12 protein-coding genes are annotated in these 13,758 nt (G+C 33.9%); all 12 read left to right on the top strand.

Going from position 1 to position 13,758, the window contains the following annotated elements:
- Nucleotides 1-55 precede the first annotated feature (55 nt).
- The 12 genes from galF to HII27_RS05810 all read left to right on the top strand — a co-directional run bounded on the left by galF (nt 56) and on the right by HII27_RS05810 (nt 13,733).
- A complete protein-coding gene (gene galF, locus HII27_RS05755) occupies nt 56-949 on the top strand; it encodes a UTP--glucose-1-phosphate uridylyltransferase GalF (RefSeq protein WP_185666996.1) in 894 nt (297 codons plus the stop codon).
- Between the two features lie 455 nt (nt 950-1,404).
- Entirely contained in the window at nt 1,405-2,889 is a 1,485-nt protein-coding gene (locus HII27_RS05760; protein ID WP_185666997.1) for an HAD-IIA family hydrolase, read from the top strand.
- Between the two features lie 55 nt (nt 2,890-2,944).
- Nucleotides 2,945-4,111 carry a CDP-glycerol glycerophosphotransferase family protein gene (locus HII27_RS05765; protein WP_223883151.1) on the top strand — a complete coding sequence of 389 codons (1,167 nt, stop codon included), beginning with the start codon at nt 2,945-2,947 and terminating at the stop codon, nt 4,109-4,111.
- Nucleotides 4,108-5,214, top strand: coding sequence for a glycosyltransferase family 4 protein (locus HII27_RS05770; RefSeq protein ID WP_191091999.1), 1,107 nt, complete (start codon nt 4,108-4,110; stop codon nt 5,212-5,214). Before HII27_RS05765 ends, HII27_RS05770 begins: the two co-directional genes overlap by 4 nt.
- Complete coding sequence (locus HII27_RS05775) at nt 5,204-6,262, top strand: glycosyltransferase family 4 protein (protein ID WP_185666998.1); 1,059 nt, start codon at nt 5,204-5,206, stop codon at nt 6,260-6,262. Before HII27_RS05770 ends, HII27_RS05775 begins: the two co-directional genes overlap by 11 nt.
- Nucleotides 6,259-7,656 (top strand): oligosaccharide flippase family protein, encoded by a 1,398-nt coding sequence (locus HII27_RS05780; protein WP_185666999.1) that lies wholly within the window; start codon nt 6,259-6,261, stop codon nt 7,654-7,656. The genes HII27_RS05775 and HII27_RS05780 overlap by 4 nt, the downstream gene beginning before the upstream one ends.
- Before the next feature lie 75 nt (nt 7,657-7,731).
- On the top strand, nt 7,732-8,838 hold the full coding sequence (locus HII27_RS05785; protein ID WP_185667000.1) for a glycosyltransferase: 1,107 nt from the start codon (nt 7,732-7,734) through the stop codon (nt 8,836-8,838).
- Nucleotides 8,839-8,860: 22 nt separating this feature from the next.
- Nucleotides 8,861-9,895 (top strand): polysaccharide biosynthesis protein, encoded by a 1,035-nt coding sequence (locus HII27_RS05790; RefSeq protein WP_185667001.1) that lies wholly within the window; start codon nt 8,861-8,863, stop codon nt 9,893-9,895.
- Between the two features lies 1 nt (nt 9,896).
- A complete protein-coding gene (gene wbjC, locus HII27_RS05795; RefSeq protein WP_185667002.1) occupies nt 9,897-11,000 on the top strand; it encodes a UDP-2-acetamido-2,6-beta-L-arabino-hexul-4-ose reductase in 1,104 nt (367 codons plus the stop codon).
- The gene (gene wecB / locus HII27_RS05800; RefSeq protein ID WP_185667003.1) at nt 11,000-12,130 is read left to right on the top strand and encodes a non-hydrolyzing UDP-N-acetylglucosamine 2-epimerase; all 1,131 of its coding nucleotides are present in this window, start codon (nt 11,000-11,002) and stop codon (nt 12,128-12,130) included. The genes wbjC and wecB overlap by 1 nt, the downstream gene beginning before the upstream one ends.
- Entirely contained in the window at nt 12,130-13,338 is a 1,209-nt protein-coding gene (locus tag HII27_RS05805; protein WP_185667004.1) for a glycosyltransferase family 4 protein, read from the top strand. Before wecB ends, HII27_RS05805 begins: the two co-directional genes overlap by 1 nt.
- Nucleotides 13,329-13,733 (top strand): WbuC family cupin fold metalloprotein, encoded by a 405-nt coding sequence (locus tag HII27_RS05810; RefSeq protein WP_185667005.1) that lies wholly within the window; start codon nt 13,329-13,331, stop codon nt 13,731-13,733. The genes HII27_RS05805 and HII27_RS05810 overlap by 10 nt, the downstream gene beginning before the upstream one ends.
- Nucleotides 13,734-13,758 lie beyond the last annotated feature (25 nt).

Below are 13,758 nucleotides of genomic sequence, written 5' to 3' on the forward strand. Positions count from 1 at the left end.
GATTAAACATGTTTAATCGCTATAATTCAGCAACCGAATATAGGTGGACAAGATAATGGTTAATTTGAAAGCAGTCATTCCGGTAGCGGGTCTGGGCATGAATATGCTCCCTGCCACGAAGGCGATTCCCAAAGAGATGCTGCCGATCGTCGACAAGCCAATGGTTCAGTATATCGTTGACGAAGTGGTTGCTGCAGGTATCAAAGAGATCGTTCTGGTAACGCATGCATCGAAGAACTCGGTGGAGAACCACTTTGACACCTCATACGAACTGGAAGCGCTGCTGGAACAACGTGTAAAACGTCAACTGCTGGCTGAAGTTCAGTCTATCTGTCCTCCTGGCGTTACCATCATGAACGTTCGTCAGGCTCAGCCGCTGGGTCTGGGACACTCTATCCTTTGCGCCCATCCGATCGTTGGCGATAACCCATTTGTGGTTGTGCTGCCGGATATCGTGCTGGACAACGCAAGCGCTGACCCGCTTCGCTATAACCTTGCTGCAATGGTGGCTCGTTTCAACGAAACAGGACGTAGCCAGGTGCTGGCAAAACGTATGCCGGGCGATCTGTCTGAATACTCTGTAATCAAAACAAAAGAGCCGCTGGAATCTGAAGGCAAGGTGAGCCGTATTGTTGATTTCATCGAAAAACCGGATCAACCGCAGGAACTGGATTCAGATCTGATGGCCGTTGGGCGTTATGTTCTTTCCGCCGATATCTGGGCTGAGCTGGCGAAAACCGTGCCTGGGGCATGGGGCCGTATTCAGTTAACGGATGCGATTGCCGAACTGGCTAAAAAGCAGTCTGTTGATGCGATGCTGATGACGGGCGAGAGCTACGACTGCGGGAAGAAGATGGGGTATATGCAGGCGTTTGTGCAGTATGGGTTGCGGAATGTGAAGGATGGGGCGAAGTTCAGGAAAGGGATTGAAGAATTACTTAAATCGTAACCTAGTAAAATTTATTATACGTAATGGGTGGTAGCAGTATTTGAATATTGATTTATTTGGTGCTGCTATCGCTAATAACTTAGTTTCTATAAGTGAGTGAGTATATTAAAGCGTAGTAAATGATTTATCGTACACTGACTATTTAATTTGTCTATCAAGATAGCGCATCCCCAAAGAAAGCTTTGCTTCGCCTGAAAATGTAACCATCTGCAGTGAACTGGTAGCTTTTGAGCCAGGGGCGGTAGCGTTGCTGTTTCTTTCATTCATTATCTTAGGATATTGAGATTTTTTAAATGTCGCAATATCATGCTAAGATATTATCTTATTTAATGTAGTGTTCGGATAAAATCAAGAATTTAAACACGTTGATCTTTTACAAAGGGTTGATGTGTTGTTTCTTTCCTGAAAGAATATTACAAAAATATAATCTATAGAACTATGGAGATTAACATAACATGATTGGAGTGATATTGGCCGCTGGAGTAGGTTCTCGATTGAGACCGATGACTAATGATAAACCTAAATGTTTGGTCACAGTTGCGGGCAAGCCTATATTGGATTATCAACTTAATTCATACCGGAATGCAGGAATTAAAGATATATATATCATTGTAGGCTATGAAGGTGAAAAAATAAAGAATCATTGTAAGCATATTCGTGATTTAAATATTACAATAGTTGAAAATGAAATTTATGAAGATACAAATAATATGTACTCACTGTATCTTTTAAAGAAATATATCAGAGGCAAATCATTTATACTGAATAATGCTGATTTGGCTGTTCGAGATGATCTAGTTAAAAACCTAGTTTCAGATGCGCGAGATAATCTGATCGCTGTTGATATAGGTCTATATAATGATGAATCGATGAAAGTAGCTGTTAACGAGGATGGATTCATATCAGATATATCTAAAAACATTGAAAGCAATTTATCAATAGGTTGTTCAATCGATTTCTATAAATTTTCTTCAGTGTCATCAAGTCGATTTGTTGATGAAATGGAGCGAATTATAGTTCAGGAAAATAATAAAAAAGATTGGACCGAAATTGCAATGCAGAGATTATTTCGCTCGCAGGAACTTGTTTTTCAGGCCTATGATATTGATAAAATGCCCTGGGTCGAAATTGATAACTATGATGATTTGGCTGCAGCAGATAAAATTTTTTCGCAACTAAATAAAAAACTGGCTGACTATCAGTGTTATTGCTTTGATCTAGATGGGACTGTTTATGTCGGGAATAAAGTACTAAGTAATGTTGTTAATACAATTAATCACATTAAAAATGAAGGGAAAATGGTTCGTTTTTTATCAAATAACTCCTCCAAAAGCAAACATGAATATTATAAGAAATTGATTGGATTTGGTATAAAGTGTGATATTAGCGATATTAATTTATCTACGGATAGCGTGATTGCTTTTTTGAAGAGTACAGAAGCTAAAAAAGTATATGTCTTGGGTACCAATGGATTAATTAGTGATCTAGTTGAGGCAGGTTATAAAATATCTGAAGACGACCCTGACTTTATTATCGTTGGCTATGATACAGAACTGACCTATTCTAAGCTTATGACAACATGTAGATTAATTAACAAAGGGGTAGATTATATTGCTACTCACTGTGATGTCTTCTGCCCTTCTGAATGTGGGCCAATACCAGATGCAGGAGTTATTATTGATATGTTGAGTTCAACTACGGGAGTTTATCCTTATAAAATATTTGGAAAGCCAAATATTGATCTGATTCAGAATATATCAAAAACTGTAGATAAAAAAAACATGGTCATGATTGGAGATAGGCTTTATACAGATATAAGAATGGCGGTAGATGCTGGGATAGACTCAGTATTAGTGCTATCTGGGGATACGAAACGTGAAGAAATTGAAAAAAGTGAAATACAACCGACATATATATTAAAAGAGTTTAATTTGAATTAAAATATCAATTATAGCAAGGTCATGATATCAAATGAGCTTGCTATCGAGAAAAAAAATGAAAGAAAATTTAAAATCTATATTAAATTTTATTTTATCCACAATAAGCTATTTTATTCCTAAAAATAAGAATAGAGTTTTTTTTAAAAGTAAACCGGACTATGCTGGGAATGGTAAAGCACTTAGCGATTATATATACAATAAACAAATGTCATATGAAATCATATGGTCGTTAGGTAATTGTTATTTTGATAAAAAGGATAAGTATTATTTCAAATGTGTAAGGAAAGGAACAATAAAAGAACTGTATTATTACTTTACTAGTAAAATTGTTGTGACAACACACAATGAAATGATTGGAGCAAGTTCAAAAAATCAGGTTTATATTAGTCTATGGCACGGTATGCCATTTAAAAAAATAGGATATTTAGGTGAATTTGATTATATAGGGATGAAAGACTATTCAGCTACTCGTATTGCAACATCAGAAATTATGCGGTCTATTATATCTGCTAGTTTCAGAGAGAAAGCAAATGAAATATATGTGACTGGACAACCACGGAATGATTTTCTATTTAAACCATTAAAAATTGAAGAGCTAGGTTTAAATATAAGTCGCCAGAAGAAAATATTATTGTATGCGCCAACATTCAGAATAAATGATGAAAATATAAAATATTCAGATGGTGACTGTATCAGTGATGATAATTTCCTGCGGGTAAAGGATTTTTCTATCAAAGAGTTAGATTTATTTTTACTCAAAAATGATTATCACCTTATACTAAAGCTACATCCTTATGAAGAAAACTATTTTAAAAATATAGAGAGCTTAACATCAAATATAACAATTATAAAAACAAATACGCTATTAAATCATAATATTGATGTTAATCAATTGTTGGCAATTGCAGATATACTAATTACTGACTATTCCTCTATGTTTTTTGATTATTTGATCTTAAATAGACCAATTGTTTTTTTGGTTCCTGATGTTGCTAATTATAGGAAAAGCAGAGGTGGGTTTACACTGGAACCTTTTGATTTTTGGACTCCAGGGCATAAAGTTGAAAATCAGACATCATTGCTTGAAGTATTGCTTATATTGCAAAAAGCAAATGATCCATATAAGGATAAAAGAATGCAAGTAAATTCGCTAATAAATTATTATAATGATGATCAAAATAGTAAAAGGGTTGTTGAACTGATGAATAGTAAATTATTATGATCTATTTATTTTTAGGTGATATTAGCGCAAAAGGAGGCGTTGAGAGGGTTACCATATCTTTAGCAAATGGGTTAGCTAAACATTATGAAGTAACAATTGTCAGTTTATATAAAAACCAAGAGGAATTATCATTTTTTCCAGTTAAAGATGTCAATGTTTTGACTCTGAACAAAAATGAAATTAGCATGTACAATCGGAGGCTTGGTTTTTTGAAAGGAGGGCTTTTTGATATTAAATATATTAACAGAAAACTGAAGGAGTTAAATCAGTTAAATATTAATATAACAAAAAAAGATATTTTTATATCTTGTGATATAAAAATGTCGATTCTATTGTATCGATTAAATAGAAAATATGATGCTAGAATAATAGCTATTGAACACTTTGAGCATGATGTAGGGAATTTTATTTTAAAAAAAATAAGAACATTGTTATACCCGAAGTTATCAGCTGTAGTTTCATTAACTGATGAAGATAGTATTAAATATTTATCATGGTTACCAAAGAATAAACATAAAATAATCCCTAATATAGTTTATAAACAAGAGTCAGTAATTTCTAGAATTTCTCCCATTACATGTAGCTCTAAAATTGTTCTAGCGATTGGAAGACTTTCATATCAAAAAGGTTTTGATCTTTTGCTAGAAGCATGGGCGCGAGCTAACACAGATGGTTGGTTTTTGAGAATTATTGGTGATGGGGAAGAAAAAGATAACCTTATTAACCAAGCTTCAAAGTTGAAAATAGAGAATTATGAAATAATTCCATTTCAGAATGAAATTGAAATGCAGTATGCGAAAGCTGAAATTTTTATTTTGTCATCAAGGTTTGAAGGTTTAGGAATGGTCTTGGTCGAGGCCCTTAGCCATGGCTTAGCATGTATTAGTTATGATTGTCCTGCGGGCCCAAAAACAATTATTAACAATGGGAATGGAATATTAGTTCCTGTTGGAAATATAGATGAACTAGCAAGTTCTATATCTTATTTGATGAATAATGATAATGTTCGGAATGAAATGAAAGAGAAAGGTATATTGTCAATAGAGCGGTTTAGTGAAAAAGCTGTTATTGCTGAATGGAGGCTAATGTTAAATGAGCTCTAAAAAAAATAAATATGATGCAGTATTTATAACAAATATACCTGCGTTTTATAAAGTTAATTTGTTTAACGAGTTGAATAAATTAATTAATATATATGTAATATTTATATCTGAAAAATCGAACATAAGAGAAAATGATTTCTATGGTTTTAATATTGATTTTGAACATTGCTTTTTAAATTCTAAGAGCTATGAAAACAGAAGTAAAATCAAGACATTTTTTTATTTGATAAAAAAAATATTATTTATTGATTATAAAATGATTGTTTATTCTGGATGGGAGACTCGTGAGGCCACCATTTTGTCATTTTTGAGTAAGCGAAAAAAAAATGCCATTGTCATTGAAAGTAGTATTATGGAGACTAAAATAACAGGTTTAGCTTGGTTTTTGAAAAAATTAGCTATAAATCGAATGTCAAAAGCATATCCTTCAGGAATTTTACAGCAAAAAATATTAGATGAAGCTGGCTTCAAGGGAGAGAGCATCGTTACTCATGGTGTGGGTATAACTAATTATCAAAAAAAACAAAATAATAATAAAAAAATATATTACGATAAACAACATTTTAAATTTATATACATAGGTCGACTCTCAAAAGAAAAAAATATTGAGATGCTCATTGATGTTTTTTCAGTACTACCATATGAATTAACGATTATTGGTGATGGTGATTTGAAAAGCACACTCGAAAATAAAGCCACTAAAAATATTAAATTTGAGGGATATGTAGAAAATAGGAACGTAATTGCGTATTTAAAAAATCATAATTGTTTTATCCTTCCATCAGTTTCCGAACCTTGGGGATTGGTTGTAGAAGAGGCTCTAATTGCGGGATTACCTATAATCGTTAGCAATAAAGTTGGATGTCACTGCGACTTAATTGATAATACAAATGGACTTATCTTTGATGCAAAAAATCCAGACTCTCTAAAACAAGCAATTGAGAACATGGTTGATAATTATACGCGCTTTAATTGTGGTGCTTCGATGTATGATGGTACGATAATGGCAAAACGTCAAATTAACTCATATTTGAGTAGTATTAAATGAGTGGAGATAGCAAGACTGTTAAGGATTTTTATAATTATTTTTTGGGTGATTTGCTCGTAAAAGGATTTATGTTTCTCTCATTGCCATTGTTGTCTAGAATCATGAGTTCAGATGATTATGGGCGAATGTCATTAATTAATGCAGCGGTAATGATACTATATGTATTTATTAGTCTGAATCTACAGAATGCGATTCTTAATTCTTATATGAAGCAGGATGTTGATTTCCCAAGTTACCTAGGAACTGTTTTAATTGGACTTACCATAGTTCAATTTATACTTATCATTGGATGTTTATTCTTTTCTAAACCGTTATCTCAAATATTGGCAATCACAGAGTATGATTTGCATTGGGTAATTATTATATGTGTGTTGTTAAGCTACATATACATATATACTAGTTATTTACAAGGTGCAAGATTAAGCAATGACTTTGTGAAAATAAATGTTGTGAGTAAGGTTTCTGAGGTTTTTTTAATATTCATCATTGCATTTTTTTTACAAAACGATAAATACTTATCAAAAGTTTTATCTCAACTGATTGTGAGTTTGCTATTATTTATTTTTGTAATAAATAAAATAAGAAAAATTGCTGTTTTCAAATTTAATATAAAATATTTTGTCTCGGCAGTGGCTTTTAGTGCTCCACTTATTGTCCATGTGCTTTCTAATTCTCTCCTTTCGCAAGCCGATAGATTGATCATTGCGAGAGAATTAGGAACAAGTGCTGCAGGTATATATTCTTTTGCTTATAATATTGCTATGGGAATTATTGTTGTTATTATGGCATGGAATTCATCATGGCAACCTAGATTATATAGACTTTTAGATTCGAATAATCATTTAGATATTAGAATAAATGTTTATAAAAGTTCATTCGTAGTGGCTGTTTTAACGCTAATGGCTATGCTTTATTCAAAGGAAATGGTTGTTGTGCTAGCTGGGAATGCTTATATGGATAGCATTTCTATTATACCGATTATTATTTTAGGCAATGCACTTATACATATATATTTATGTTATGTGAACTTTACTTTTTATATGAAAAAAACACTTTTAATTTCTATGGGCACAGTAAGTGCAATGCTGATTAATGTAGTCCTAAATTACTATCTAATTCCAGTGTACGGCATTTCTGGTGCAGCATGGGCTACTGTCTTTTCATATCTAGCACTTTCATTATTCCATTATTTCATTGTATCCTTGATACTTAGGAAAAGAATAATTAGTATATTTTTACTGATTGGTTTTTCTAGCTTACTATTACTGTTTTACTTTATTGTTCGATACCTTAATGAGATAAATGAAGTAAAGAGTATAATAATAAAGTTATTTATTACTACTGTCATCGCAATAGCTGTGTATAAAAAAAGACATCTTTGTAAATTTGAATAGATATGAGACTTTATTTTTAATTGCAGCGATGATCTTTATGAATGAAGTAATAAATTAAATAGCTAGGATTGAATAATGAAATTAATGATAAATGCTAGTAACTTATATGTAGGTGGGGGAGTGCAGGTCGCTGTATCTGTTATCGACGAACTTACGCAGATAAAAACCGATTTTATAGCAGCTGTATCTCCTATAGTCATGTTACAGTTGGGGGATGAGTCGAAGAGTAAATGCATTCTGATAGACTCATCACCATCAAAGATATTAAATTTTAAGGCTAGAAAGCAACTAGACTCTCTTGTCTTGAATAATAACATAACAATCGTATTTACAATTTTCGGGCCTAGTTATTGGAGCCCAAAAAATGTAAAACATGCAGTTGGTTTCGCTTTGCCTTGGTTAATTTACGATACGAGTAAAATTATGCCAAAACTCTCATTACCAGCAAGGATGAAAACTCGCTTATTGAAATTTCTTCAACCGTATTTTTATAGAAAAAATGCAGATATTATTTTTACAGAAACGGAAGATGTCAAAAATAGAGTAGTAAAGCTTTTAAGTATTTCTGAATGCAATGTACATACTGTTTCTAATACACTAAATGCTATATTTAAAGACTTATCAGCATATGACCATAGCGTAATAAAAAGACTGCCAACCAAAAAAGATAATGAAATATGGCTTTTAACTATCACCCACAATTATCCACATAAAAATCTAGGTGTGATCAGTAGACTGGTTGAACTTTTGCCAGAAAATTTTAAATTTGTACTTACGGTGCCAACATCATTTACCAATGTGATACCTGAACATTTAAAAAAAAGAGTTATTGTTGTCGACACTGTCTCTGTTAAACAGTGTCCAGTACTTTATCAGTTATGTGATGCCCTTTTCCTGCCGACGCTTTTAGAATGTTTTAGTGCGTCTTATTTAGAAGCAATGTTTATGGAACGACTTATACTAACCTCTGATTTATCGTTTGCCCATACGGTATGTCATAATGCTGCAATTTATTTTGATCCATATGATGAGAATGATATTGCCGATAAAATTAAAACTGCATTCAGTAGTGAAGAATTATTTCTGGGCAAAATCGAAGATGGAATTAAACAGTATAAAAAATTCCCTTCATCTAGAGAGCGAGCGGTCAATTATTTAACTTGCCTTTCCAAGCATGCCTAATTATTTGTATTAAGGAGTTATAATGTTTACTGACAAGATTTTGTTGATAACTGGTGGTACTGGTTCATTTGGTAATGCTGTCTTGGAACGTTTTTTAAATACCGAAATAAAGGAAATTCGGATATTTTCCCGAGATGAAAAAAAACAAGATGATATGAGGAAAAAGTATAATAATGAGAAGTTAAAATTTTATATTGGCGATGTAAGAGATTATTTAAGTGTTCTTAATGCAAGTCGCGGTGCTGACTATATATATCATGCGGCAGCTTTAAAACAGGTTCCATCATGTGAATTCCATCCAATGGAAGCAGTTAAAACAAATGTAATAGGTACAGAAAATGTTCTTGAATCTGCTATCGCGAATGAAGTAAAGCGTGTTGTTTGTCTGAGTACTGACAAAGCCGTTTATCCAATTAATGCAATGGGAATTTCGAAAGCCATGATGGAAAAAGTTATGGTTGCAAAATCTCGTAATGTTAATAGCAAGAAAACAGTTATTTGTGGTACTCGCTATGGAAACGTGATGGCATCTAGAGGGTCAGTTATCCCATTGTTTGTTGATCTAATTAAAGAGAAAAAACCTTTAACTATCACTGACCCAAATATGACCCGTTTTATGATGACATTAGAGGATGCAGTAGATTTAGTTCTATATGCATTTGAACATGGTAAAAACGGTGACATTTTTGTACAGAAAGCACCTGCTGCGACAATAGAAACATTGGCTATCGCACTAAAAGAACTGTTAAAAGTTCAGGAGCATCCGGTAAATATTATCGGCACACGTCATGGGGAGAAGCTCTATGAAGCATTATTAAGTAGAGAAGAAATGGTTGCTGCTGTTGATATGGGAAATTACTATTGTGTACCACCAGATCTTCGTGACTTAAACTACGGAAAGTATGTAGAACATGGTGATAGCCGTATATCTGAAGTTGAAGATTATAACTCACATAATACACAACGACTTGATGTAGATGCGATGAAAATTTTGTTACTGAAACTACCTTTTATTCAAGCATTATGTGCTGGTGAACAATACGAATTGGACTCATAAAATGAAAATCCTCATTACTGGAGCAGATGGATTTATTGGCCGTAATCTAAGTCTTTTTCTCCTTGAGGCTGGATATAATGATCTAATTGAAATAACACGAAATTCGACAGAAGATGAATTAATTAGTGGACTATGCTCGGCTGACTTCATTTACCATCTTGCCGGCATTAATCGTCCGAAGGACGACAATGAATTCGTTACTGGAAATGACGATTTCACCAAACGAATAGTTAATATTTTGTTTGAGAACAATAAAATTACTCCCATTATGTTTAGCTCTTCCATTCAGGCTGGATTTGATAATGCTTATGGAAAAAGCAAGGCAGCAGCTGAAAAGCATATTGAAAAATATGCTTCAATTTCTGGCGCTAAACATTATATTTATAGATATCATAATATTTTTGGTAAATGGTGCAAACCTAATTATAATTCATTTGTTTCAACATTTTGCTACAATATTGCAAGGGATATGGACATATCGATCAATAACCCACAGGCATCGGTAAACCTTATTTATATTGATGATGTATGTTCTGATGCAGTAAACCTTCTTTCAGAGAATACAGATAGTGGGTATAAACAGATTAAACCTGTTTATACAAAAACTGTGGGTGAAGTTGCTGATTTAATAATTAGGTTTAAAAAAAGTCGGACAACATTGTTAATTGACGAGGTTGGATCTGGTTTTGTACGTGCACTATATTCTACATGGTTAAGTTATCTTCCTGCTGATCAATTCGCTTATAAGGTACCTTCATACGCTGATCATCGTGGTGTTTTTTGCGAAATGTTGAAAACCCATACGTCTGGGCAATTTTCTTTTTTTACTGCCCATCCCGGGGTAACTCGTGGTGGACATTATCATCATACAAAAAACGAGAAGTTTTTGGTGATCAATGGTAAGGCATTGTTCAGATTTGAAAACATTGTCACAAAAGAACGTTATGAATTAATTATTTCTTCTGATGAATTTCAGGTTGCTGAGACTGCCCCAGGTTGGAGTCATGATATAACAAATGTTGGCGATGATGTTCTCATTGTAATGCTTTGGGCAAATGAGATTTTTGATCGTGAAAAACCAGATACTATCGCGAGACCACTATAATGAAAAAAATGAAAATAATATCAGTTGTTGGTACACGCCCCGAAATTATCCGTTTATCACGGGTACTAGCTAAACTTGATCAGCACTGTGAGCATGTACTAGTTCATACTGGCCAGAATTATGATTTTGAGTTAAATGAGGTTTTCTTTAATGACCTTGGTGTTCGTAAACCTGATTATTTTCTCAATGCGGCTGGAAAAAACGCTGCGGAAACTATAGGGCAGGTAATCATAAAGTTTGATGAAGTTTTGGAATGCGAATCACCAGAAGCAATGCTTGTATTGGGAGATACGAATTCCTGCATTTCAGCAATACCGGCTAAACGTCGTAAAATACCAATTTTTCATATGGAAGCAGGTAATCGCTGCTTTGACCAACGAGTACCAGAGGAAACGAATAGACGTATTGTTGATCATACTGCTGATATTAACATGACATACAGTGATATTGCCCGAGAATATCTTTTAGCAGAAGGGATTCCAGCTGATAGGATCATAAAAACAGGTAGTCCAATGTTTGAGGTCCTAACTCATTATATGCCCCAAATCGACGCTTCCGATATTTTGACTAGACTAAATTTAAAAGCCGGAAGTTTTTTCGTTGTCAGTGCTCATCGTGAAGAAAATGTTGATTCACCAAGGCAACTAATAAAATTAGCTAATATTCTGAATGTCATTGCCGAAAAATATAATTTACCCGTCATTATCTCTACGCATCCAAGAACAAGAAACCGTATAGATTCTCAAGGCATCAATTTCCATTCAAATATTCAATTGTTGAAACCTTTGGGTTTTCACGACTATAACCACCTCCAAAAAAATGCACGAGCTGTGCTTTCTGATAGCGGAACCATTACTGAAGAATCCTCAATCATGAATTTCCCTGCCTTGAACATTCGTGAAGCTCACGAACGCCCAGAGGGTTTTGAGGAAGCATCAGTAATGATGGTTGGGCTCGAGTCTGACCGAGTCTTACAGGCACTTGATATACTATCTACTCAACCTCGTGGGGAAACTCGTCTACTCCGCCCAGTTCAGGATTATAGTATGCCAAATGTATCAGATAAGGTTGTTAGAATTATTCATTCATACACGGATTATATTAAAAGGGTTGTTTGGAAAGAATACTAATGAAGCTAGCATTAATTATTGATGACTATTTACCATTTAGCACTCGTGTAGGTGCTAAAATGTTTCATGAGTTGGCCCGTGAATTAGCGATTAACGGGAATAATGTCACAGTAATAACCCCTGATATAGCTGTAGACGAGAAAATACAGATAGAGACATTTGACGGTATAAAAATCTGGAGATTTAAAAGTGGTGCTTTAAAAGATATCGGAAAAATCAAGCGTACGATAAATGAGACGCTATTGTCTTATCGCGCATGGAGTTCAATTAAAGACCATATTGATAAAGATACTTTTGATGGCATTATTTATTATTCACCATCGATATTTTGGGGGGGGGTGGTGAAAAAAATAAAAATAAGGTGCCAATGCCCATCTTATTTAATATTAAGAGATATGTTTCCTCAATGGGCTATTGATGCTGGCCTGCTTAAATCAGGAACATTGATCGAACGGTATTTTCGTTTCTTTGAACAGTACTCATACAGTCAGGCAGATAGAATAGGGTTAATGTCAGAGAGGAATCTTGAGATATTCCTTGAAACAAATAAAGGCTTTCCTTGTGAAGTACTTCGTAATTGGGCATCATTAACTCAAGTAGTTTTGCCGGATAATTATGTTTCTATCAGAACTAAATTAAGTCTTGAGAAAAAAGTTATTTATTTTTATGGTGGAAATATTGGCCATGCTCAAGATATGGCTAATTTGATGCGACTTGCACGTAAAATGACAGCACATGAAAATGCTCATTTTTTGTTTATAGGTCAGGGTGATGAAGTTCAATTAATTAATAAGCTGGCCAAGGAGTGGGCGTTAAGTAATTATACTTATTTACCATCGGTAGACCAAAACACATTCAAGTATATACTTTCTGAAGTTGATGTGGGTTTATTTTCTCTTTCTGCTCGTCACTCATCCCACAATTTTCCAGGGAAATTACTTGGCTATATGGTGCAGGGGTTGCCAATATTGGGTAGTGTGAATGTTGGGAATGATCTTCTTGATATAGTTAATGATAGCTGCTCTGGATTCATCCATATTAATGGTGAGGATGATAAGCTTTATAATTCAGCATTATTACTTCTTAACAAAGATGATATTCGTAACCAGTATGGTGAAAATGCTCGGGCACTACTGAAAGATGAATTCTCAGTTGAGTCAGCAGCAAGAAATATTGAGATGCGCTTGGAGGCTTCACGATGCGTTTAATTGAGAGGGCACAATTAGATTTATTGCATAAAGAGGCAACCAAATCAGTACGTTTGCGATCTCATTTTCTTATGCATAATACTCATGAAGAAAAAGTACAACGACTTCTTATTTCGCTTGTTAAAGGTAGCTTTGTTGAACCACACTATCATGAATTGCCACACCAATGGGAAATGTTTATTGTCATACAAGGATGTTTGAAAATATGTTTGTATAACACTCATGGTGGCATTATCGATACTTTTCTAGTGGGTGAAAATACAGGAATTAGTATTGTCGAATTTTCACCAGGAGATATTCATAGTGTTGAATGTATTTCCAATAATGCACTTATGGTGGAAGTGAAAGAAGGACCGTTTGATTCAACGCATGCAAAAGTATTTCCTGAATGGTAAGCCATTCTTTATACAGATTGTGAAA

Origin of the sequence: Kluyvera sichuanensis (assembly GCF_014218705.1) — a bacterium.
Lineage (GTDB): Bacteria > Pseudomonadota > Gammaproteobacteria > Enterobacterales > Enterobacteriaceae > Kluyvera > Kluyvera sichuanensis.